At 66.6% G+C, this 23,046-nt stretch carries 14 protein-coding genes and 1 pseudogene; 8 read left to right on the top strand and 7 right to left on the bottom strand.

The features are described 5' to 3' along the window. Positions 1-958 precede the first annotated feature (958 nt). Both ACLB90_RS03765 and ACLB90_RS03760 read right to left on the bottom strand, forming a co-directional pair. Complete coding sequence (locus tag ACLB90_RS03765; RefSeq protein WP_411851677.1) at positions 959-1,729, bottom strand: C40 family peptidase; 771 nt, start codon at positions 1,727-1,729, stop codon at positions 959-961. 131 nt (positions 1,730-1,860) lie between these two features. After that, positions 1,861-2,403, bottom strand: a complete 543-nt coding sequence (locus ACLB90_RS03760) for a C40 family peptidase (protein ID WP_411851676.1) — start codon at positions 2,401-2,403, stop codon at positions 1,861-1,863. A gap of 110 nt (positions 2,404-2,513) precedes the next feature. Here ACLB90_RS03760 and ACLB90_RS03755 point away from each other — a divergent pair, with 110 nt between their 5' ends. The 7 genes from ACLB90_RS03755 to ACLB90_RS03725 all read left to right on the top strand — a co-directional run bounded on the left by ACLB90_RS03755 (position 2,514) and on the right by ACLB90_RS03725 (position 8,378). Beyond that, the gene (locus ACLB90_RS03755; RefSeq protein WP_411851675.1) at positions 2,514-2,993 is read left to right on the top strand and encodes an FKBP-type peptidyl-prolyl cis-trans isomerase; all 480 of its coding nucleotides are present in this window, start codon (positions 2,514-2,516) and stop codon (positions 2,991-2,993) included. 88 nt (positions 2,994-3,081) lie between these two features. Then, positions 3,082-4,341 (top strand): DUF418 domain-containing protein, encoded by a 1,260-nt coding sequence (locus ACLB90_RS03750; protein WP_411852692.1) that lies wholly within the window; start codon positions 3,082-3,084, stop codon positions 4,339-4,341. A 100-nt stretch (positions 4,342-4,441) separates the two neighbouring features. Then, the gene (gorA, locus tag ACLB90_RS03745) at positions 4,442-5,797 is read left to right on the top strand and encodes a glutathione-disulfide reductase (RefSeq protein WP_411851674.1); all 1,356 of its coding nucleotides are present in this window, start codon (positions 4,442-4,444) and stop codon (positions 5,795-5,797) included. Between the two features lie 19 nt (positions 5,798-5,816). Then, positions 5,817-6,737, top strand: a complete 921-nt coding sequence (locus ACLB90_RS03740; protein WP_411851673.1) for a DMT family transporter — start codon at positions 5,817-5,819, stop codon at positions 6,735-6,737. After that, positions 6,734-7,102, top strand: coding sequence for an MGMT family protein (locus ACLB90_RS03735; protein ID WP_411851672.1), 369 nt, complete (start codon positions 6,734-6,736; stop codon positions 7,100-7,102). The genes ACLB90_RS03740 and ACLB90_RS03735 overlap by 4 nt, the downstream gene beginning before the upstream one ends. 42 nt (positions 7,103-7,144) lie before the next feature. Continuing rightward, positions 7,145-7,813, top strand: coding sequence for a rhomboid family intramembrane serine protease (locus ACLB90_RS03730; protein ID WP_411851671.1), 669 nt, complete (start codon positions 7,145-7,147; stop codon positions 7,811-7,813). A gap of 19 nt (positions 7,814-7,832) precedes the next feature. Then, positions 7,833-8,378, top strand: a complete 546-nt coding sequence (locus ACLB90_RS03725; RefSeq protein WP_411851670.1) for a DUF4166 domain-containing protein — start codon at positions 7,833-7,835, stop codon at positions 8,376-8,378. Between the two features lie 83 nt (positions 8,379-8,461). Here ACLB90_RS03725 and ACLB90_RS03720 read toward each other — a convergent pair whose 3' ends face one another. Together ACLB90_RS03720 and ACLB90_RS03715 are read right to left on the bottom strand one after the other, a co-directional pair. Then, on the bottom strand, positions 8,462-10,474 hold the full coding sequence (locus tag ACLB90_RS03720) for a M13 family metallopeptidase (RefSeq protein ID WP_411851669.1): 2,013 nt from the start codon (positions 10,472-10,474) through the stop codon (positions 8,462-8,464). A 147-nt stretch (positions 10,475-10,621) separates the two neighbouring features. Beyond that, complete coding sequence (locus tag ACLB90_RS03715; protein ID WP_411852691.1) at positions 10,622-12,730, bottom strand: M13 family metallopeptidase; 2,109 nt, start codon at positions 12,728-12,730, stop codon at positions 10,622-10,624. A 225-nt stretch (positions 12,731-12,955) separates the two neighbouring features. Here ACLB90_RS03715 and ACLB90_RS03710 point away from each other — a divergent pair, with 225 nt between their 5' ends. Then, a complete protein-coding gene (locus tag ACLB90_RS03710) occupies positions 12,956-14,554 on the top strand; it encodes a phytoene desaturase family protein (RefSeq protein ID WP_411852690.1) in 1,599 nt (532 codons plus the stop codon). Positions 14,555-14,618: 64 nt separating this feature from the next. On the opposite strand, the gene ACLB90_RS03705 is transcribed toward ACLB90_RS03710, so the two are convergent. From ACLB90_RS03705 to ACLB90_RS03695, 3 genes and pseudogenes are all read right to left on the bottom strand, one after another. Beyond that, positions 14,619-17,690 (bottom strand): TonB-dependent receptor domain-containing protein, encoded by a 3,072-nt coding sequence (locus ACLB90_RS03705; protein WP_411851668.1) that lies wholly within the window; start codon positions 17,688-17,690, stop codon positions 14,619-14,621. Positions 17,691-18,045: 355 nt separating this feature from the next. After that, positions 18,046-20,862, bottom strand: a complete 2,817-nt coding sequence (locus tag ACLB90_RS03700) for a TonB-dependent receptor domain-containing protein (RefSeq protein ID WP_411851667.1) — start codon at positions 20,860-20,862, stop codon at positions 18,046-18,048. Between the two features lie 624 nt (positions 20,863-21,486). Beyond that, positions 21,487-22,897: pseudogene (locus tag ACLB90_RS03695) on the bottom strand (TonB-dependent receptor plug domain-containing protein); the annotation flags it as partial. Positions 22,898-23,046: the final 149 nt, after the last annotated feature.

The raw sequence follows: 23,046 nt of genomic DNA, 5'->3' as shown, positions 1-23,046 counted from the left end.
ACGACAGAAGGAACAACGCCGGTTGGCGGCGGCAGCGGCCAGCATCCCCTGAGCAACCAGCGAAGGCGGTGCGGCCCAGCGCCCGATCCGTCGGCCGCCCCCTCCCTCCTTTACGTTGCCCTGGGGCCTGCGCACCACGACGGGGCTCGGCTTGCGGCGCGCGCTGGAAAGCAGGTCTTTTGAGGCGCCAGCAGTCTCGACAGGTGGCCCAGCGCCCGATTTCCCATCCGCCGCGTGGAGGAGAGAGACACGTGCCAGGCTGAGGGCTGCCGAAGGCGTACTGCGCTTCTCCGCTCCACGCTACCGCGAGCGTGAGGGGCTCCGTCGCGGCGCGCAGGCCCCTGGGCAACTGTCCCCCGGCGTCGGCCTTCGGCCGCCCCCTCCTCCTTTACGTTGCCCTGGGGCCTGCGCACCACGACGGGGCTCGGCTTGCGGTGCGCGCGCTGGAAAGCAGGTCTTTTGAGGCGCCAGCAGTCTCGACACGTGGGCGGCGATGCCCTTGTGGGCGAAGTAAAGGAGGAGGGGGCGGCCGCAGGCCGACGCCGGGGGACATTCGCCGGCAAGGGCATCGTGGCCCAGCGCCCGACCTGCCATCCGCCGCGTGGAGGAGAGAGACACGTGCCAGGCTGAGGGCTGCAGAAGGCGTAGTGCGCTTCTCCGCTCCACGCTACCGCGAGCGTGAGGGGCCCCGTCGCGGCGCGCAGGCCCCTGGGCAACTGTCCCCCGGCGTCGGCCTTCGGCCGCCCCCTCCTCCTTTACGTTGCCCTGGGGCCCGTGCACCACGACGGGGCTCGGCTTGCGGTGCGCGCGCTGGAAAGCAGGTCTTTTGAGGCGCCGGCACTCTCGACACGTGGCCCAGCGCCCGACCCACCCGCCGCGATGCATGGAATGGCTCCCAGCGTTCCAAAAAAAAAGCCGCTGCAGGGCAGCGGCCTTTTGGCGGGCGGTGGCGGCGGGCTCAGAGCTCGACGCGACGGGCCTGCATGAACTTGGCGCTCCAGTAGCCGGTGACCAGGCTGTCCACGCGGACATCCTTGCCGGTGCTGGGGGCGTGCAGGAAGCGGCCCTCACCGACATAGATGCCGACGTGGTCGACCCGGCCCTTGCGGCCGAAGAACACCAGGTCGCCGGCTGCCAGGGCATTGCGGTCGTTGATCAGTTCGGCCTCGCCGTCATGGGCCATCTCGCGCGAGACGCGCGGCAGTTCGATGCCCAGGGCGGTGCGGAACACGTAGCCGACCAGGCCGCTGCAGTCGAAGCCACTGTCCGGGGAGGTGCCGCCCCAACGGTAGGGGGTGCCCAGCAGCGTCATCGCGCGGCGCAGCAGGGACTGCACCTTGCCATTGTCGGCAGCGGTGCCGACCACGGCGCCGGTGCTGGCGTCGTAATTGGCCAGCAGGCGGCTGAGATCGCCGGCAACCATCGCCGAGCGGTCCATCAGGGGAATGGTGTCGTTGGCCGCCAGGTGCGGAAGCAGGGCGGCGAGGGTGGCGCTGGCAGCGGCATCGGCCTTGCTGCGGGCGGGCGCTTCAGCCTTGGGACGGGCCGGCGCGGGGGAATCGGGGGTAGCGGTGACGGCGGGTGCAGCTGCCTCGGAGCCGGTCGTCGGAGTGCTCTGGGCCCAGGCCGGAAGGCTGGCCAGGCAGAGCGCGAAAGCGAGGAGGGCGGGTCGGGCGCTTCGCCGGGAAGCGGCGGTCTGGCCTTTGCAAGTCAGGTCGTCTGTCGTCACGCGGCGGTCACTGAATAAAAACGATGGGTGATCATGCCGTGTAAGACCTGTGATTTGGTACAAATTCCGTTAAATTTTCGTTTTAGTTGGTGTGATTCCCGTCACAAATTTGGACCTTGGCCCTGTTCAGCTTAGTGCAGAACACGTTTCGCGCCGGTGTAATGGTCCTTCCAGTACGACCCGCCGAGCGAGTCCAGGCGCACCGTTCCGCCGGTACTGGGGGCGTGAACGAAGCGACCTTCGCCCACGTAGATGCCGACGTGCGAGACGCTGCCGCGGCTGCCGAAGAACACCAGATCGCCCGGGGCCAGCCGCTGCGGGTCGATCTTCGGACCCTGCACGGCGGCCAGGTCGCGCGAGGTGCGCGGCAGGCGCAGATCCAGCATTTCCCTATAGACGTAGGCGACCAGGCCGCTGCAGTCGAAACCGGACTCGGGGGTATTGCCGCCATAGCGATAGGGGGTGCCCACCAGGCCGATGGCGCGCATCAGCACCGCGTTGGCCGCCGCCGGGTCGTTCGGCGCCACGGTTGGCCAGGCATGGCTGGCGGTGGGCGGGGGCGAGGGGCGAACGGCCTTGCCGCCGCCGCAGCCGGCAAGCAGGGCGACCGCCAACAGGGCCAGCGCCCGGCGGACGGGCAGGCGGGTTGCGGGCGAAACTGGCGTCAGCTGCATGTTGTCCGGATAATGCGCCACCTTAGATGGCCGTCATCATGGCGGCGTATCCGGCGGGCGACAACCCGCCTCACCCGTCTGCCCGATGGCAGTCCCAGACAGAGTTGCGCATGAAGATCGAAAAAGACCGCGTCGTCCGTTTCCATTACACCGTCTCGGAACTCGGCCAGGAGCCGATCGAGAGCTCCAAGGATCGTGATCCGCTGGCGATCCTGATCGGCCACGGCAACATCATCCCGGGCCTGGAAAACGCCATGATGGACAAGGAAGCCGGCGCGACCTTCGCGGTTGACGTGAAGGCGGCCGATGCCTACGGCGAGCGCCGCGACGGCCTGAGCCAGCGCGTGCCCAAGAAGCACTTCGGCACCACCCGCCTGGTGCCGGGCCAGCAGGTTGTCCTGCAGACCAACTTCGGCCCGCGCGCGGTCACCGTGCAGAAGGTCGGCATGAGCGTGGTCGACGTCGACCTCAACCACCCGATGGCCGGCAAGGACCTGCACTTCGATGTGGAGATCGTGGAAGTGCGCGAGGCCAGCAAGGAAGAAATCGAGCACGGCCACGTGCACGGCGACGGCGGCCACCAGCACTGATCGCCAGCCACCGCGCTGTACCGCAACGGCCCGCTTCGGCGGGCCGTTTGCATCTGTGCCACCGCCCCCTCTGGCGCGCGGCGCCATACTGTCCGCCCTTGCCCCCGGAACCCCCGTGAACGCAGCCGTTCCCTCCCTGCAGCCGACCGGTACCGGCGAGCGCATCGCGGTCATCGACATCCTGCGCGGCGTTGCCCTGCTGGGCATCCTGCTGATGAACCTGGAAGCGCTCAGCGGCCCGCTGGATCTGTCCTTTACCAGCATCGACCCGCATTGGCAGGGCGCCGACTACTGGACCGACGCGGCGATCTACGTGCTCGTCCAGGGCAAGTTCTTCACCCTGTTCTCGCTGCTGTTCGGCGCCGGTTTCTCGGTAATGGCGCAGCGCGCTGCGGCCGCCGGCCGCGAATTCACCCCCTTCTACCTGCGGCGCAGCGCCGGGCTGCTGCTGATCGGCCTGTGCCACGCACTGCTGGTGTGGTCCGGCGACATCCTGGTGATCTATGCGTTGATCTCGCTGCCGCTGCTGGCCTGCCGCGATGCGCCGCGCGCCTGGTTGCCGGCGATGGGCGTGGGCAGCTACCTGCTCGCGGCGCTGCTGTTGCTGCTGCTGGGCGCGCTGATGGGCGCACTGGCCGCCAACGGCGATCCGGGCGGGCAGACGCGCGAGGCCATGCTGCAGGCCCAGCAGACCATCGAGCTGCAGCGCCAGGCCTATGGCCACGGCAGCTGGAGCCAGGCCGTCGCGCAGCGGGTAAGCGATCTCGGCGCGATGCTGTCGGGCATCATGGTCATCGGCCCGGAAGTGCTGGGCATGTTTCTGATCGGCAGCTGGTTCGCCCGCAGCGGCGCGCTGGCCGACCCGGCGCGCTTCGCGCGGCTGTATGCGGCGCTGCGCTGGATCGCGTTGCCGGTGGGGCTGGCGCTGATGCTGGTCAGCGCGTACTGGGTGCCGTACCTGGCCCCGGGCACGTTCACCCCGGCCAGTGGCGCCGCCTATGCGCTGTCGTCGGTGGCGGGGCTGCTGATGTGTCTGGGCTACCTGGCCTGGATCGTGCACGCCCGCGAGCGGCTGCGCTGGCTGGCGCCGGTGGGGCGGATGGCACTCACCCATTACATCGGCCAGTCGCTGGTGTGTACGTGGATTTTCTACGGTTACGGTCTGGGCCTGTTCGAACAGCTGCCGCGGGTGTGGCAGGTGCCGTTCGCGCTGGCGCTGTTCGGCGTGCAGGTGCTGGTCAGCCACTGGTGGCTGGGTCACTTCCGGTTCGGCCCGCTGGAATGGGTGTGGCGTGCCATGACCTATCTGCAGTGGCCGCCTCTGCGGCGCACCGCCGCGCGCACGTGACCCGGCGTCCTCACGCATGGCTCGCGGGCGGGCATGGCATGCTCGTTCTCCTGCATGACGGTGGGCAACCGCCCCACTCCTACCTGATCGAGTACTGCCAATGACGACGCACTACGACTATGACCTGATCGTGCTGGGAGGCGGCTCCGGTGGCCTGGCTGCCGCATTCCGCGCGGCGCAGCACGGCCGGCGGGTGGCGATGCTGGAGCCCGGCGAACTCGGCGGCACCTGCGTCAACGTCGGCTGCGTGCCGAAGAAGGCGATGTGGCTGGCGGCCGACCTGGCCGGGCGCATCGGTCTGGCGGCGGCGATGGGGTTCGATGTACCGGTGCGCCCGGCATTGGACTGGAAGGAACTGGTGGTGCACCGCCAGGCCTACATCGCCAACATCCATGCCAGCTATCTCAAGCGGCTGGATGAGAACAAGATCGTCCGGGTGCCGCGCCGCGGCCGCCTGGTCGATGCGCATACGGTGGAGTGCAGCGATGGCGTGCGCATCAGCGCCGAGCACATCCTGATCGCGACGGGCGCGCATCCGCAGCGCCCGGACATTCCGGGTGCGGCGCTGGGCCAGGTGTCCGACGACTTCTTCAACCTGTGCAGCGCACCGGAGCGCGTGGCCATCGTCGGCGGTGGCTACATCGCCGTGGAGCTGGCGGGTCTGCTGCAGGCGCTGGGCAGCCGGGTGACGCTGCTGGTGCGCGGCGACCGCCTGCTCGAACGTTTCGACGCGGAGTTGACCGCCCAGCTCGCCGAGAACCTGCGCCATCAGGGCGTGCAGCTGCATTTCGGCTATCGCCTGCGCGAGCTGCAGCGCGACGGCGATGCGGTGGTGGCGCTGGGCCACGACGGGCCGGCCGACGCGCACTTCGATGCGCTGTTCTTCGCCACGGGCCGCCGCGGCAACAGTGCCGACCTCGGGCTGGAAGCGTTGGGCGTGGTGGTGGGCGACAAGGGCGAGATCGAGGTCGATCAATGGCAGACCACGGCGGTGCCGAGCGTGCATGCGGTGGGCGACATTGCCGGCAAGGTCGGCCTGACGCCGGTGGCCATCGCCGCGGCGCGCACGCTGATGGACCGCCTGTTCGGCGGCCAGCCGCAGGCGAAGATGGACTATGGGAACGTGGCCAGTGTGGTGTTCTCGCACCCTGCGCTGGGCGCGGTCGGGTTGAGCGAGGAAGAGGCCTGCGCAACGTATGGCGACGTGCGCGTGTATCGCAGCAACTTCCGCCCGATGCTGCAGGCGCTTGCCGACGGTACCCAGCGCAGCCTGTTCAAGCTGGTCTGCGTGGGCGAAGAGGAGCGCGTGGTGGGCGTGCACCTGCTCGGCGAGGCGGCCGATGAAATCCTGCAGGGCTTCGCGCTGGCGGTGAAGATGGGGGCGACCAAGGCACAGTTCGATGCCACCGTGGCGATCCACCCGACCTCGGCCGAAGAAGTCGTGCTGATGCGCTGACTGGCTGCCTGTCGTTCTGATGCCCCCCACCGTTTCATCGCTTCCCACTTCGTCCAGCCGCATCGCCGCCGGTGGCATCGCGCTGGCCGCGATCGGGGCGATCGCCGCATCCGGCAAGGCGGTGATCGTCAAGCTGGCCTACCGGCATGGCGTGGATGCGACCACGCTGCTGGCGCTGCGCATGCTGATGGCATTCCCGTTGTTCGCCGCGCTGGCGGTGTGGTCGGCGCGCCGCGCCACGCCCCTTTCCTGGGCGGACCGGGGCAGGGTGGTGTGGCTGGGCTTCACCGGCTACTACCTGTCCAGCCTGCTCGATTTCCAGGGGCTGCAGTACATCAGCGTGACCCTGGAACGCTTGATCCTCTATCTCAATCCGACCCTGGTACTGCTGATCAGCCTGGTGCTGCTGAAGAAGCGCCCCGGCCGTTGGCAGCTCGCCGCGCTCGCGCTGAGCTACCTGGGCGTGCTGCTGGCGTTCGGCCATGACCTGCAGATGGAGGGCGGACGCATCGTGCTGGGCAGTGCGCTGGTGTTTGCCAGTGCGCTCAGCTACGCGCTGTACCTGTTCGGCAGCGGGCAGGTGGTGGCACGGGTCGGTGCGATCCGCCTGACTGCCTATGCCAGCTGCGTGGCCTGCGTGCTGTGCGTACTGCACTTCGCGCTGCTGCACCCGCTGGTCGCGCTGGGCCAGGCACCGCCACCCGTGTATGGGCTGTCGCTGCTCAATGCGACGGTATGCACCGTGCTGCCGGTGCTGGCGATCATGCTGGCGGTCAAGCGGATCGGCTCGTCGCTGGCCGCGCAGGTCGGTATGCTCGGGCCGGTATCCACCATCGTGATGAGTCTATGGCTGCTCGACGAACCCATGGGCCCCTGGCAGATTCTGGGGACGGCACTGGTGCTGGTCGGCGTACTGCTGGTCAGCCGCGTGCGCGCGTGACGGCCACGCCCCCGCCGCAGGGCGATGATCCGGCCGCGCAGGCCCGTGAACGCATCCTGGCGGTGATCCGGGCGATTCCGCGCGGGCAGGTCATGGGCTACGGCCAGGTGGCGGCCAAGGCCGGATTGCCGGGCCGGGCGCGATTGACCGCGCGCGTGCTCGGCCAGAACGACGACCCCGACCTGCCGTGGCATCGCGTACTGCGGTCGGACGGGCGCATCGCGATGCCCGAGGGATCGCATGGCTGGCGCGAACAGAGCCAGCGGCTGCGCGCCGAAGGCGTGGCGATCGAGCGCGGCAAGGTCAAACACATGCCGCGCAGCGGCGCCGATGATCTGGATGCGGCGGTGTGGGGCCCGGGCTGAACCGGCCGCGCTATGATGCCCTCGGTTCCAAAGGATGCCTCCATGTTTCCGCGACTGCCCACCGTCACCAAGGCGCTGTTGATCGCCAATATCCTGCTGTTCGTGCTGCAGCAGCCCTTCCTGCTCGGCAACGGCACGTTCGAGCCGTTCATGCTGCAGCCGCTGCGCAGCGGATTCGATCCGTTCTCGCCGGGCGGCAACTTCCAGCCGTGGCAGCTGCTGACCTACGGCTTCCTGCATGGCAGCTTCGGCCACCTGTTCTTCAACATGCTCGCACTGTTCATGTTTGGTGCGCCGCTGGAGCAGACCTGGGGTGAAAAGCGCTTCCTGACCTACTACCTGGTGTGTGTGGTCGGCGCCGGCCTGTGCCAGCTGGTGGTTGGCATGATGATGGAGAATCCGGCCACGGTGCTGGGTGCCTCCGGTGGCGTGTTCGGCCTGTTGCTGGCCTACGGCATGCTGTTCCCCAATCAGCGGGTGATGTTGCTGTTCCCGCCCATTCCGATGAAGGCGCGCACCTTCGTGATCGTGTTCGGTGCGATCGAGCTGATGCTCGGCGCCACCGGCTGGCAGCCGGGCGTGGCCCACTTCGCCCACCTGGGCGGCATGCTGTTCGGCTGGCTGCTGATCCGCTACTGGCGCGGCCAACCGCCGTTCAACCGGCGTCCGCCGGGTGGCCCGCGGCCCAATCATCTGCGCCGGGTCAAGTAGGCCAGGTCGGGCGCGGCAGATGTCGGACGCCAGCCTGTACCAGCAGGTGCTGGGCAGCGCATTCGACGCGCTGCCTGCACCGGTGCGGGCGCTGCACGCAGACACCGGTGCACGCCGCTGGAGCGGCGTGGCCGAGGTGCGCCGTGGCCGCGGGACGGTGTCGCGCCTGGTCGCTGCGGTATTCGGGTTTCCGCCGGCGGGTTCGGACGTGCCGGTGAGCGTGCGGCTCTCACCGGAGCGGGGCGGCGAACGCTGGACCCGTGATTTCGCCGGGCACACCTTTTCGTCGTGGCAACGTCGCGGACACGGCAGGGACGCACACCTGCTGGTGGAGCGCTTCGGTATCGTGGATGTCGCGCTGGCCCTGGTGGTGGACGGGGACCGCCTGCGGCTGGTGCCACGCCGCTGGTCCTGCCTGGGCATTCCGCTGCCCGCCCGGCTGCTCCCGGCGGGCCGTACGTTCGAGACCGTCCACGACGGCCGGTTCGTGTTCGACGTCGAGATCGCCGTGCCGATCGTCGGCCTGATCGCCGGCTATCGCGGCACCCTGCAACCGGTTCGTTAGCCGGGCCGGCGCGACGCGGCGGCGGAGCCAGAACGAAAAAGGCGCCCCGAGGGCGCCTTTTTCACTGCCTTGCAACGATGGACTCAGCGCCAGACCTTGATCTGGTCGCCGTCCACGCGCTGCATCGGCTGACCCGGCTTGCAGCTGAAGGTCGCGCCGAAGGCCGGCAGGTTGGACAGCGGGCCATTGGTGCGCCAGCGGCCCGGGGCCAGGATGTCGGAGGTCACGCGCTGCGCGGCTTCGTTCGGCGACAGCTGCTGCGGCCACAGGGTGGCCCAGGCGCGGAAGAAGCCCTGGCGGGCGGCCGGCTTGGCGTTCGGTTCGACCGCGTTGTAGGCCTCCCACGCCAGTTCCAGGCCGGCCAGATCGGCCAGGTTCTCTTCGCGGGTCAGCTCGCCGTTGACCTTGGCGCCCTTGACGCCCGGGAACTCGTAGCCGCTGTACTGGGCGGCCACACGGTTGCCGAACAGGGTCCAGGCGGTCTTGTCGGCCGGGGTCCACCAGCTGCGCAGTTCGCCCTTGGCATCCACCAGCGCACCCTTGGCGTCGATGGCGCGGGTCAGCTCATGCGCGACCAGCGCGCCGAAGCTGCCGAACTTGTCGGCGGTGTCGGCCTTGGCGTTGAACACCGGGCCCTGCAGCACGGCGGCGGTGACGATCAGGCGGTTCTGCGCGATGTCGTAGGCCAGCGCCGGCTGCTGCGGCAGCACGTCCCAGCGGCGGTCGGCGTTGCCCTTGCCGATGCGCTTCATTTCCTCGCGGTGGCGCCAGGTCGAGGCGATCAGCATGTTGCCGCCGAAGCTGCCACGGCCCATCGGCTGCACGGTGTAGTCCAGGTCGCGCAGCGGGGTGCCGATCTCGATCTTCATCGCCGCCAGCTTGGCCTGCGCCTCGGTCTTGGCCTCCGCGCTCATCCAGGTGCTGCGCTTGACCGCATCGATCTGCACTTCGCGCAGCTTGTCCACGATCAGCGCGGCCTGGCGGCGATCATCGGCCGACAGGTACTTGCTGGCGTATTCGCGGCCCAGCATCGGGCCGGCGGCCACGTTGATGGCGTCCAGGGTCTGCTCCCAGCGCGCCGGGGCGATGGTCTCGCCACGGATCACGCGGCCGCGGAATTCGAACTCGGCGTCGCGGTAGGCCTTGGACAGGTACGGTGCCATCGCATCGCCCACGCGCCAGCGCAGGTAGGCCTTCCACTGGTCCGGCTTGATCCGGGTGACCATGCCGTCGAGCTGCTTGAACAGCGCCGGGTCGGACAGCGAGACCAGGTCGTCGTTGACGCCCTGCACCTTGAGGAACGCGTCCAGCTGCAGGTTGCGGTACCGGCCGGTGAGCTCCTTGGTGGAGATCGGCGCGTAGTTGTTGAACGGGTTGTTGATGCCGGCCAGCGACTGCGCGTTGCGCGCCAGCTCGGTTTCCAGCGCGATCACCGCCTGCGACTCCGCATCCAGCTTGGCTGCCGGGGTGCCGGTCAGCGCCAGGATCTGCTTGACGTAGGTGCGGTAGCGGCCCATCAGCGCCACGGTGTCGGCGTCGGTGCGGGTGTAGAAGGCGGGATCCGGCAGGCCCATGCCGCCCTGCATGAAGTAGCCGATGTGGCGGTCCAGCGCCTTCAGGTCCACGTCCGGTGCGAAGTTGAAGGCCACCGGGATACCGACCTGGTGCAGCGCGGCGATCGAGGCCGGCACGTCCTTGGCCTTCTTGATCGCGTTGATGCGGGTCAGCAGCGGGGCGATCGGGTTGGAGGCGTCGGCTTCGACCGCGGCCTCATCCAGGCCGCTGGCCCAGAAGTCGCCCAGTAGCTTCTGCACGTTGCCCTGCGGTGCCGTCATCGCGGCATCCAGCAGTTCGCGCTGCTGCACGCGGGTACGCTCGGCCATCAGGCCCAACGCCGTGGTGGCTCCCACCTGCGGCACCGGGTTGGACTTCAGCCAGGCGGCATTGGTCGCCTCGTAGAAGTCGGTGCACTGCGCGCTGGCTGCCGGCGCGCGGGCGGCGGCCTTCTTCTTGGGGGCGGCGTGGGCGTCGTTGGCGGCGACCAGGGTGACCAGGCTGAGGCCCAGCGCGATGGCGAGCGGACGGAAGTTGGGCATGTAAAGCAAATCCATCGAGGATTGAAGATCGCGCGAGTGTACCAAGCCGCACTGCACGGCGGCATGCACGGTGCACGCTTCCCCCGCGTCCAAAAGCAAAGGCCCGGAAATCCGGGCCTTTGCGGGGTCTAGCAGGTCATGCAGGGCTTACCAGATCACCACCTGCTGGTCGCCGGTACGGACCATCGGCGAACCGGCCTTGCACTGGAAGGCCGCGGCGAAGGTCGGCAGGTTCGACGGCGCGCCCATCGCACGGAACTGCGAGGGAGCGTGCGGGTCGGTGGCCAGGCGGACCTTGGCGTTCTCCGGGGTGTACTTGGTGCGCCACACGGTGGCCCAGTTGAAGAAGAAGCGCTGGTCGCGGGTGAACCCGTCGATCTTCGGATCTTCCTTGCCGGCCGAGGCCTTCTGCAGCGCGTCGTACGCGGTGGCCAGGCCGCCCAGGTCAGCGATGTTCTCGCCCAGGGTCAGGCTGCCGTTGACGGGCTGGTCGCCGACCTTGTAGCCGTCGAACTGCTTGACCAGCTTGCCGGTCAGGCCGCTGAAGTTCTTGGTGTCGGCCGGGGTCCACCAGTTCTCGAAGTTGCCGGTCGGTCCGAAGCGGCTGCCCTGGTCGTCGTAGCCGTGGGTCATCTCGTGGCCGATCACCGCGCCGATGCCGCCATAGTTCAGCGCGTCGTCGGCCTTGGGGTCGAAGAACGGCGGCTGCAGGATGGCGGCCGGGAACACGATTTCGTTCTGCAGCGGGTTGTAGTACGCGTTCACCGTCTGCGGGGTCATGCCCCACTCGGTCTTGTCCACCGGCTGGCCGATCTTGGACAGCGCGAACTTGTAATTGAATTCGTCTGCGGCGCGCACGTTGCCCAGGTAGCTGTCGCGGGCGGTGGTCAGGCCGCTCCAGTCACGCCACTTGTCCGGGTAGCCGATCTTCGGGGTGAAGGTTTCCCACTTGGCGATGGCCTTGGCCTTGGTCTCGTCGCTCATCCAGGTCAGGCCCTGGATGCGCTCCTTGAGCGCTGCGGCCAGGTTCTTGACCAGCACTTCCATCTTTGCCTTGGCTTCCGGCGAGAAGGCGACCTTGACGTACAGCTGGCCGAAGGCTTCGCCCGCGTCATCCTCGATGGTGCCGAGCACGCGCTTCCAGCGCGGCTTCATTTCCTTCTGGCCGTTGAGGATCTTGCCGTAGAAGTCGTAGCTTTCCTGCACGAAGGCGTCGGCCAGGTACGGCGAGGCGTTGTCCACGGTGCGGAAACGCAGGTAGGCGCGCCACACCGACGGGTCGGTATCGCCCAGCGCCTTGCTCACTTCCTGGTGGAAGGCCGGCATGGCCAGCGAGAACTTCTCCGGCGTCGCGATGCCCTGCGCCTCGAAGAACCTGCTCCAGCTGAAGTTCGGGGTCAGCTTGTCGGCGTCGGCCACGGTGACCGGGTTGTAGTTCAGCTCGACGTTGCGCGACAGCTCCACGCTGGACTTGGATGCCTTGGCCAGGCGGGTCTCGAACTTGACCACGTCGGCCGCCTGCTTGGCGGCGTCGGCGGCGGCCACGCCGGACAGTTCCAGCACCTTGGCCACGTGGGCCTGGTAGGCCTTGAGCTTGTCGGCGTACTTGGCGTCGGTATAGAACGTGGTGTCGGGCAGGCCCAGGCCGCCCTGGCTGGCATAGGCCAGGTTCATGCTGGAGTTCTTGAAGTCCGCTTCCGGGCCGAAGGCGAACAGCACGTTCTGACCCTTGGCGGCGCTGCTGCGCAGGTAGTCGGCGATGGCGTCCTTGTTCTGCAGGCTGTCGATCGCGGTCAGGTCGGCCTTCAGCGGCTCGATGCCCTGCGCGTTGATCTTGGCCTCGTCCATGCCGGAGGCCCAGAAGTCGCCGACGATCTTCTCGATGCCGGTCGGGTTCTTGATCGCGGCAACCTGCTCGGCGAGCTGGTGCTGGACGGTCACCGAACGCTCGTCGAGGATGGTGAAGGCGCCCCAGCTGGTGCGGTCGCCCGGGATTTCATTGGCGGCCAGCCACTTGCTGTTGACGTAGTCGCCGAACGCGGTGCACGCATCCAGGCTGGTATCCAGGTCGGACGGGTGGAAGGCGTTGTAGGCCGGCAGCTTGGATTCGTCCAGCGTCAGCGCGGGAGCCGCGGCGGGAGCCGGCGTGGCGGTGGAGGCGGGGGTGTCCGTAGCGGGCGTTTCGGTCTTGCCGCAGCCGACCAGCGCGGCCGAGACGGCCAGGGTCAGCAGAACGATCTTGGGTGTGCGAGCGATCACTTGAATGGCCTCCAGGCCGATGAGTCATGCGGAGTGCCCCCGGAAGGGCCGTGGGCCAGACGATACGCCGGTGGCCCGGCCTGCAAGGGTGTCGAAGGTCATGGCCGATGGTCAAGAGGGACAGTCATGTGGCCAACGCCCCGGCCAGGCACAGCGACCGGCCGGGATCGGCACGTCCGCCGTGACCGGGCAGCGCCCGAGCCGCCGGTGTATACAGTGCGTATGGCACACGCATCGGCCCGGACGTGGGACGCGGTCATCATCGGCGCCGGTCACAACGGCCTGGTGTGCGGCGCCTATCTGGCCCGTGCCGGCAGGCGCGTGCTGATCCTGGAGCGCCGGGCCACGGTCGGCGGGGCGGCGGTGACCGAGACATTCCATCCCGGCTTCCGCAATTCGGTGGCGTCCTACACCGTGTCGCTGCTGCAGCCGCAGGTGATCGCCGACCTGGACCTGGCCGGCCACGGACTGCAGGTGGTACCGCGCCGCATCAACAATTTCCTGCCGCTGGCGCAGGACCGCTATCTGCTCGCCGGGCAGGGGCGGACTGCTGCCGAGGTGGCGCGCTTTTCCGCCCGCGATGCCGCGCGCCTGCCGCTGTATGAGCAGCGCCTGGAGGTGTTTGCCGACGTGCTGCGCGCGCTCGCGCTGCAACCGCCGCCGAACGTGGGCGAGGGCGGTTGGCTGCAGGTTCTGCCCGAGCTGTGGCGGGCAGGCAAGCTGGGCAGGCAGCTGTACGCGTTGTCGCCGGCCCTGCGCCAGGAGCTGCTGGACCTGTTCACCATATCGGCCGCCGAGTACCTGGACCGGTGGTTCGAGAGCGAACCGATCAAGGCGTTGTTCGGCTTCGATGGCATCGTTGGCAACTACGCCAGCCCCTATGCGCCGGGCACCGCCTACGTGCTGCTGCATCACGCCTTCGGGCAGAGCAACGGGGTCAAGGGCGCCTGGGGCCATGCGCTCGGCGGCATGGGCGCGATCACCCAGGCGATGGCCGCAACTGCCACGGCGGCCGGCGCCACCATCCGTACCGATGCGGGCGTGCGCCGCGTGCAGGTTGAACACGGCCGCGCGGTGGGCGTGGAAACCCTGTCCGGCGAGCGCATCGCCGCGCGCTGCGTGGTCGCCAACGTCAACCCCAAGCTGCTCTACGAACAGCTGCTCGCGCCGGCGGAGGTGCCCGAGGCCACCCGCGAGCGCATGGCGCACTGGCGCTGCGGGTCCGGTACGTTCCGCATGAACGTGGCCCTGTCGCGCCTGCCGTCCTTCACCTGCCTGCCAGGGCCGGGCGATCACCTCACCGCCGGCATCATCATCGCGCCCAGCCTGGACTACATGGACCGCGCCTGGCAGGACGCACGCGCGCATGGCTGGTCGCGCGAACCGGTGGTGGAACTGTTGATTCCCAGCACGCTGGACCCGTCGCTGGCACCGGCCGGGCAGCATGTGGCGAGCCTGTTCTGCCAGCACGTGGCGCCGCAGCTGCCGGGTGGCCGGCACTGGGATGATCACCGCGAGGAGGTGGCCGACCTGATGATCGCCACGGTCGAGCGCCATGCGCCGGGATTCGCCGCATCGGTGTTGGGGCGGCAGAGCCTGAGTCCCCTGGATCTGGAGCGCACCTTCGGGTTGATCGGTGGCGACATCTTCCACGGCGCGCTCAGCCTCAACCAGCTGTTCAGTGCGCGGCCTATGCTCGGCCAGGCCGACTACCGGGGCGCATTGCCCGGGTTGTATCTGTGCGGTGCCGGTACCCATCCCGGGGGCGGCGTCACCGGTGCGCCGGGCCACAACGCCGCGCGCGCCATCCTCGCCGACTGAGCGGCGCAGGCAAAGAAAAAGCCCGGCGGATGCCGGGCTTTTTCGTGGTGCGGTTCTGGATGGATCAGAACTTGTAGGTGATGCCCATGTACATGTAACGACCAATGCTGTCGTACAGGGCGGCACCGGCGTCGGCACCGAAGTAGTTCACCGGCGGATCCTTGTCGAACACGTTGTCCACGCCCACGTAGACGTCGATGCCCGAGTTCGGGAACTTATAGCCGAACTGCATGTTGTGGTACAGGTACGACGGGTTGCGGATCGGGCTCTGCGAACCCGGGTTGGCGTTGTAGCTTTCCGGGGTGACGCGCAGGTTGCCGTCGACGTAGGTCATGTCCCACGAAGCGCGCCAGTCACCACGCTTGTACGTGGTGGTGAACTGACCGCGCCAGCGCGGATCGGTGTAGTACGTGACGTATTCGCTGAACTCGTTCGGGAACGCCTGGAAGGCCCATTCACGCGACTGGATCAGACGGGTACCGACCAGGCGCATGGTGGTGAAGCCACCCAGCAGATCGAAGCGGTAGTCCATTTCCAGATCGACGCCGACGCGACGCGACTTGGCCAGGTTTTCCGCAATCGCGACCCAGCTGTAGATGCTGTGTTCCGGGAACGCGGTGCCGGTCGGCGAGGTGTAGCCGCCCAGCGGGGCGCGCTTGATGGAATCGCAGAACGGGTTGTTCTGCACGCCTCCCGGCGAATCCACGCAGCGGGTCGCCAGGGTCTGGGCGGAAACCGAACCGATCGCGTCGGTCAGGGTCACGCGCCAGTAGTCCATGGACATGCCGAAGCCTTCCAGGAACTCCGGCTGCCACACGAAGCCGAACGACAGGGTCTTGGCTTCTTCCGGCTTCAGGTTCGGGTTGCCACCGCTGACGCCCGGACGGTTGGCCGAGTAGGTGTCCTGCCAGTTGGCCGGGATGCCCAGTGCGGCGCAGTTGGCGGCGCGCAGGGCCGGGTCCTTGGCGACGCCCGGACGGTTGGGGTTGGTGGGGAGCGTGCTGCAGGGATCGGAGATGGTCGCGAAGTTCTGCGACTGCGGGTTGTACAGTTCGCCGATGCTCGGTGCGCGCACGGCGCTGGCGTAGGTACCACGGACGCGCAGGCTGCTCAGGATTTCCCAATCCAGACCGACGTTCCAGGTCTTGGTGTCGCCGATGGAGTTGTAGTCCGACCAGCGGCCGGCCAGATCCAGGTTCAGTCGGCGGATCAGCGGCAGATCGGCCAGCAGCGGCACGGTGGTTTCCGCGAACACTTCCTTGACGTCGTACTCACCGCCGCGGCTCGGAATGGCGTTGAGGAAGGTCAGGCCCAGCGCCGACAGGGCGTCGGTGTTTTCCTGGCTCTGTTCCTTGCGGTATTCGACACCGCCGGCGAAGCCGACGTCGCCAGCCGGCAGCGAGAACAGCGAGTTGTTGGCGACCGAGGCGCTGAACACCTGCTGCTTCAGCTTGGACTGGTTCAGCGAGCGGGTGTTGAACCACTCGGCCGCTTCCTTCGAAATCGCGCCGTTGCCGAAGACCGAGAACGGCACGCAGCCGGCGATCAGGGCCTGGTTGTAGCGCTGCCCGGTGTTCGGGTTGATCGCGTTCGGGTCCAGCGAAGCGCGGCAGACGACACGGCCGCTGGAATCCAGGGCGGTATCCATGCCGGCGTGCCAGCGCTCGTTGATGCGGTTGTTCAGGTTGATGCGGTCGATGGTGGTCTGGCCGAAGTTGGCCGACGCTTCGTACGTCCACTCTTCGCCCAGGTTGCCTTCCAGGCCCAGCACGGCGCGCGTGGTCTGGCGCTCGATCTGCTCACCGCGACGGCCTGCGTCGACGTTGAAGCGGCCCAGGATCAGGTTGCTTTCCGCGTTGTTGCTGTCGGTCGAGATCGCACGATTGGTGGTGGTGCCATTGGCGTTGGTCACGATCACGCGACGCGAATCCATCAGCGCGCGCAGGTCGTTGGAGATGTACGCATTGTCGCGACGCAGGCGCAGACTGCTGTCGAACGCAGGCTGGCCGTAGTACTCCGATTCGGTCTTGGTGTACTTGCCTTCGAAGAACAGACGGTGGTTGTCGTTCAGCTCGAAGTTGAGCACGGTGTTGAAGCTGACGCGGTCAAACGCCGGCTGCAGGTCGGCAACGTAGTTCAGGTCGGCGAAGTCGCAGTCCACGCAGGTGGTGGGGCTGACGATGGTGCCGTCGTAGCGGTTCTTGCGGAAGCTGCCGTCATCGTTGAACAGGTAACGGTTGCTCGCGCTGAACGCCGTGGTGCGGGTGCCGTTAGGCGAGATCGTCATCGGACCCAGATCCATCGTACCGCCGTACGAGATGGAGTGGTTGCCACCCGGGCGGGCCAGGATGGTCTGCGGATTGCTTTCGCTCGGCGGCTTGGTGCGGTCGAAGTCCGGGTTCGCGATCGACGTGTAGAAGCGACGGCCGATGTCACGGTCGCCACGGCCGAAGCGGCCCTGCTTGCTGTATTCCAGTGCGATGGCGGCGCTGCCGCGGCCGTCGGCGAAGTCGCTGCCGCCGGAGAAGCTGACGAACGAGCGGTCGAAGCTGCCTTCGTCCGCCTGGCCCGCCTGGGCACGCAGCTCGAAGCCTTCGAAGCTCTTCTTCATGATGAAGTTGACCACGCCGGCCACGGCGTCGGCACCGTACACGGCCGAGGCGCCGCCGGTGATCACTTCAACGCGCTCGATCCATTCCACCGGGATCGTGTTGACGTCGACCGAGGTCGAGCCCGGGCTGGCGCCCACGTGGCGACGACCATTGACCAGCACCAGGGTGCGCGACGGACCCATGCCGCGCAGATCCATCAGGCCCAGACCAGCGGTGCCGATGAAGCGGGTCGAGTTGCCCAGCGAGTAGCTCGGGGTCAACTGCGGCATCTTGTTCATCAGGTCGCCGATGTTCAGCGCGCCCGTGCTGCGGATTTCCTCAGCGGTGATCGCCGTCACCGGCGACGGGGTCACAAAGCCGGTACGCGCGATGCGCGAGCCGGTTACGGTCACTTTGTCGAGGTCGATCGGGTTGGTGCCGGCTTCCTGCGCGAACGCGGGGGCCGAACCGGCGGCGACTGCCAGGCCGGCCAGCAGGGCGCTGGTCAGCGGGTGGCGGATGTGCCGGATGCTGTGGTTGGTCATCTATGAATCCCCTGGTGAAGTGAGACGGCCTCATTCCGTGGTGGCCGTTTTGTGTAGGTTCAGTCGCCGTCCTAGCGTCATTCGAACCTAACACGCAATTAACAAGAAATGTACATGACCATCACGCGAATGAACGAATTCACCCCCTGGTTTTAAGAAAAGTGCAATAAATACAATCGCTTGGTTGTCATCACGGTTTGCTCATCCTGTCTTTATGAGTGAACTATGAATAGGTGACTTCGTATCGTTTTGCGCAATCAGGCGGTTCGGAGACACAGTGCGATACAAAGAAAAGGCCCCCGTCCGAAGACGGGGGCCTGGGGTGACGCGACGTACCCGCCGGTCGGCGGTACGGTCAGTTGCTGCTCACGCCGAAGTCATACTTGGCCTGCACGTAGATGGCCCGGCCATACGGGTTGTACATGTAGGTGTTGTACGGCGAGGCAATGTTGCCGGCGTAGCTGTGGGCCTGGCCGTCGGGCATCTTGTTGAAGACGTTGTTGACCATCACCGACAGGGTCAGGTTGTCCAGCGCCCGGTAGTTCACGCTCAGGTTGTAGGTGGTGTAGGAGCCCCACTTGCCGGCCTTGTAGCCGGACGAATGGACGTAGTCGAAGCTCTCGCCCAGATAGGACATGTAGTTGGCGGTCTTGCCGATGTAGTTGAAGTACATCGTGGTGGTCCACTTGTCCTTGGCCCAGCCGACCGAGCCGTCGGTGCGCACCTTGGCGTAGGCGTCGTAGTACCACATCGCGTACGGGTCACGCAGCAGGTCCAGGTAGTTGTCACCCGGCTGCGGCTGCAGTTCGCGCTTGAGGATGTTGGTGTAGTTGCTGGCGAACTGCAGCGAGCCGAAGCGGCCGATGTCCTGCACGTACTTGAAGCTGGCGGTGACGGCCTGCAGGTTCTGGCGGGCCACGTTGAGCTTCGGGGTGAAGATCTGCTCCAGGTTGCCCGCGGCATCGCGGGTGATCCAGTCGGCCACGTTGTCGCAGGTGGCCGAGGTGGCGTTGTCCAGGTTGTTGCGGCAGTAGTACTCCGCGCGCAGCAGCTGGTCCGAGCTGAGGTTGTCCACCTCGTTTTCGATCTTCCAGTTGTAGTAGTCCACCGACAGCGACAGGTTGCTCATCGGCGCCCACACGATGCCTGCGTTCCAGACATCGGCGGTGATCGGCTCCAGGTCCGGGTTGCCGGCCTGGGTGCCGAACACCGATTCCTGTGCGTACGGGCAGCCGACGGTATCGGCCGGGTCGTAACCGAGCTGGCCGCAACGGTAGTAGTCCACTGCGCCGTTGGCGTAGAAGCCGCTCTCACCCTGGAAGGCATCGGGCAGGGTCGGCGCGCGGAAGGCGGTGCCGTACTTGCCGCGGAACAGCAGGCTTTCGATCGGGCGGTATTCCACGCCAATGCTGTAGGTCGCCTTGTCGACGGTGTTGTCGGCGATCTTGAACGCGTCATAGCGGCCCGAGCCGGTCACGGTCAGCGATTCCAGCAGCGGCAGGCGCAGTTCGGTGGTCAGCGCGTAGTTGCTGCGATGGCCGGCGCCGGCCACCGAGGTGGTACCCCACACCGTGCCATCCATCAGGCGCGCGTCGGGGGTGTAGTCCCAGCCTTCGCTGCCTGCTTCGGCAACCACGGCGAAACCGGCATCGCCGCCGGGCAGGGTGAACAGCGAACCATTGGTGATCTGGAAGCGGCCCAGGTTCTGCCAGGTGCGGCTTTCACTGGTGGTGAAACCGGTGAAGCTCTGGAAGTCGCCGGCCGGCAGCGTGGAGTAGAACGCGGTCCAGTTCGGGTTGTAGATGTTGTAGCCGTCATCGGTGGTGCCCAGCACCGGGCCCAGCACGTGGTCCTCGAAGTAGCCGTCGATCGCATCGGCCCAGCGCACGAAGCCACGTTCGGTCAGCTTGTACTCGCCACGGCTGAAGCTGGCGCTGTAGTCCCAGTTGCCGAACGTGCCGCGGCCGCCCAAGGTGAACTGGTAGGCCTTGTTGCGGTCGGTGTTGAGGATGTCCTTGTAGCCGTTGGGCCCGATGTCCTCCGGCGCGAACGCGCGCTGCAGGTTCATGTACTGGTCGGTGCCCTGGTCATAGAACGCACCGAAGCTCAGGTCGCTGCCCCAGAAGGTGTAGCCCGAACCGGCGGTGTACTTGACCTCTTCCAGGCTGTACAGCGCATCGGCGAACAGCTCGAAGTTGTCGTTCACATCGAACGTCATCGAGCTGTAGAACTGGCTGCTTTCCTTGTCGTTCTTCAGCGTGCGGTAGCCGGCGCCGTAGGCCGAGCCGCAGGACTCGCCGGAGGTGCGGGTGCCCAGCACCGTGGTGCCCCCGAACTGCCCGGCGACGTTCGCGCAGCGGCTCGGGTCCATCATCACGAACCGGTTCTCGTCCGCCGGCAGGTACACCAGGAAGTCGTTGGACGGCACCTGCGGGCTGTAGCCGTGCGCGTTGTTGGTGCGCGTCAGGTCACGCTGGTAGCCCCAGATCGGGCTGCTCTTTTCGTACTGTACGTTGACCAGTGCGTTGAAGCGGTCATCGGCGCTGTTGAAGCCCTTGGCCCCGCTCAGGCGGAAGTTGCTGCCGCCGCCCTCGGAGTAGGCGCCGCCACGGACGTTGAGCACGCCGCCGTCCATGCGCTCCTTGAGGATGATGTTGACCACGCCGGCGATCGCGTCCGACCCGTACAGGGAGGACTGGCCGCCCGGCAGGATTTCGATGCGCTCGACGATGTCGATCGGGATGCCGCTGAGGTTGTTGAAGGCGTCGCTGCCGTTGTACAGCGCCGGATACTGCAGCATCGGGCGGCCGTTGATCAGGTACTTGGTGTAGCCCGGATCCAGGCCGAACATGCCCGACGCCTCCGCGCCCTGGGTGAACGAGGCTGCGGTCTGGCCGCCCTGCAGGCCGCCGGTGGTCAGCGAAGACTGCTGCAGCACTTCGGCCACGCTGGTGAAGCCACGGGTCTGGATGTCTTCGGCGGTGACGGTCAGCACCGGGGTGTGCGTTTCGATCTGGGTCTGCGGGATCAGCGAACCGGTGACGGTGACGCGATCGAGGTTGGTCGCAGGCTCGCTGTCCTGCGCGAGGGCGCTGGCGCTGACGAACAGCAGGCCGGACAGAACGGCGGCGGTGAGCGGATGACGCGAAATCTTCAAACCTTGGCAGGACATGTGGATACCCGTGTTGTGGTGAAGTCGAAGCTTTCCCTTCCGTGGGGCTGACACTCGGTTGAACGGACGCTGTCAGGGAAAGTAACGCAGGCTTAACGTGCTTGCCGCAGGGTTGTCAATTAATCGACGTTGGTGAATGTGCGCCTCAAGTCAAAAAGCATGTAAAAACAATTGGTTGCGAAATCAATAAAAAATGCGCTCTGCATCATCATGAGTGGTAAGTGAATATGCACGCAATATTAACAATTGAGATTGATCGACGGATCGAGTTTCACACCCCAAAAAAAAGCCCCGCAGAAGCGGGGCCTTGAAGCGGTGCGAACGCGGCGGTCAGTGGCCGAATTCGTACTTGGCCTGCACGTACACCGCGCGGCCGTAGATGTTGTAGAAGTAGTTGTTGTACGGCGCGCCCGAGGTACCCGGGTAGTTGCTCGCCCGGTTGTCGGGCATCTTGTTGAACACGTTGTTGACCATCAGCGAGAAGGTCACGTTGTCCAGCGCACGGTAGTTCACGCTCAGGTTGTAGGTGGTGTAGGACCCCCACTTGCCTGCCTTGGCGCCCGACGGATGGACGTAGTCGTACCCGTTGCCGGCATAGGCGAGGTAGTTCGGGGTCTTGCCGACGTAGTTGAAGTACAGCGTGGTGGTCCACTTGTCCAACGCCCAGGCCAGCGAGCCATCGGCGCGCACCTTGGCGTAGGAGTCGTAGATCCACATGTTGTACGGATCACGCAGCAGATCCAGGTACGCATCGCCCGGCTGCGGCTGCGGCTGCGGCTGCAGCTCGCGCTTGATCATGTTGGTGTAATTGGTCGAGAACTGCAGCGAGCCGAAGCGACCCAGTTCCTGCAGGTACTTGGCGCTGGCGGTGTCGGCCTGCAGGTTCTGGCTGGCCACGTTCATCTTCGGCGTGTAGATCTCGTCGAGCACACCGGAAGCGTCGCGGGTGATCCAGTCGGCCACGTTCTGGCAGCTGGCCGAGGTGTTGTTGGTCTGGCCGTTGCGGCAGTAGTACTCGACCAGCAGCAGCTGGTCCGAGCTCAGCGTGTCGACTTCGTTCTTGATCTTCCAGTTGTAGTAGTCCACCGAGAACGACAGGGTAAACGAGCTGTAGAGCTGCGCGCTGTCCTTGCCGTTCTTGACGGTCTTGTAGCCCGGGCTGTAGATCGAGCCGCACGACTGGCCCGCCGCGCGGGTGCCCAGCACGGTGGTGCCGCCGAACTGGCCGGCCACGTTGGCGCACAGGTGGGGGTCCATCATCAGGTAGGCGTTGCCGGCTGTCGTGTTGACCACGAGGAAGTCGTTGGTCGGCACCTGCGCGGTGTAACCCTTGCCGTTGGTGGTTTTGGTGATGTCGCGCTGGTAGCCCCAGATCGGATTGCTCGACTCGAACTGGGCGTTGACCAGCACGTTCAGGCGGTCGTCGGCGCTGTTGAAGCCCCTGGCGCCGCTGACGCGGAAGGTGCTGCCACCTTCGGTGTAGGTGCCGCCACGGACGTTGAGCACGCCGCCGTCCATGCGTTCCTTGAGGATGATGTTGACCACGCCGGCGATCGCGTCCGACCCGTACAGGGAGGACTGGCCGCCCGGCAGGATTTCGATGCGCTCGACGAGGTCGATCGGAATGCCGCTGATGTTGTTGAACGTGTCGCCGCCTATGTACAGGGCGGGGTGGGACAGCATCGGCCGGCCGTTGATCAGGTACTTGGTGTAGCTCGGGCTCAGGCCGAACATGCCGGCCGCTTCTGCGCCCTGCGTGAACGAGGCCGAGGTCTGGCCGCTGCAGGCCGCCGGTGGTCAGCGAGGACTGCTGCAGCACGTCGGCCACGCTGGTGAAGCCGCGGGTCTGGATGTCTTCGGCGGTGATCGTCACGACCGGGGTATGGGTCTCGATCTCGGTCTGCGGAATCAGCGAGCCGGTGACGGTGACCTTGTCCAGGTTGACGGTGCTGCTGTCCTGGGCGAAGGCGGTGGCGGCGCTGGCCATCAGCATGCCGGTGAGGACGGCAGCGGTCAGCGGGTGACGCCAAATCATGGAGCGTTGGCGAGCGTCCTTGCTCCGTGGCTGAACGTAACATTGGTTTAACGGGAGCTACACGGGGGTGTCACATCTTCTGTTTTTGGTGCCTCGGTCAACGCTGAAAACACGAAATGCTGAAAACGCGAAACGCCCCTTTCGGGGCG

The sequence above is a fragment of the Stenotrophomonas sp. LGBM10 genome (assembly GCF_046736075.1).
Classification (GTDB): Bacteria; Pseudomonadota; Gammaproteobacteria; order Xanthomonadales; family Xanthomonadaceae; genus Stenotrophomonas.
Note: the sequence above shows the minus strand (reverse complement) of the source record. Positions and strands in the feature narration are given on the sequence as shown.

Excerpts from the sequence above, each read along its gene's own strand:
- ACLB90_RS03730 (WP_411851671.1), top strand. The coding sequence starts at position 7,145 with ATGTTTCCGCGACTGCCCACCGTCACCAAGGCGCTGTTGATCGCCAAT.
- ACLB90_RS03740 (WP_411851673.1), top strand. The coding sequence starts at position 5,817 with ATGCCCCCCACCGTTTCATCGCTTCCCACTTCGTCCAGCCGCATCGCC.
- ACLB90_RS03725 (WP_411851670.1), top strand. The coding sequence starts at position 7,833 with ATGTCGGACGCCAGCCTGTACCAGCAGGTGCTGGGCAGCGCATTCGAC.
- ACLB90_RS03705 (WP_411851668.1), bottom strand. The coding sequence starts at position 17,690 with ATGACCAACCACAGCATCCGGCACATCCGCCACCCGCTGACCAGCGCC.
- ACLB90_RS03710 (WP_411852690.1), top strand. The coding sequence starts at position 12,956 with ATGGCACACGCATCGGCCCGGACGTGGGACGCGGTCATCATCGGCGCC.
- ACLB90_RS03700 (WP_411851667.1), bottom strand. The coding sequence starts at position 20,862 with ATGTCCTGCCAAGGTTTGAAGATTTCGCGTCATCCGCTCACCGCCGCC.
- gorA (WP_411851674.1), top strand. The coding sequence starts at position 4,442 with ATGACGACGCACTACGACTATGACCTGATCGTGCTGGGAGGCGGCTCC.
- ACLB90_RS03720 (WP_411851669.1), bottom strand. The coding sequence starts at position 10,474 with ATGCCCAACTTCCGTCCGCTCGCCATCGCGCTGGGCCTCAGCCTGGTC.
- ACLB90_RS03755 (WP_411851675.1), top strand. The coding sequence starts at position 2,514 with ATGAAGATCGAAAAAGACCGCGTCGTCCGTTTCCATTACACCGTCTCG.
- ACLB90_RS03760 (WP_411851676.1), bottom strand. The coding sequence starts at position 2,403 with ATGCAGCTGACGCCAGTTTCGCCCGCAACCCGCCTGCCCGTCCGCCGG.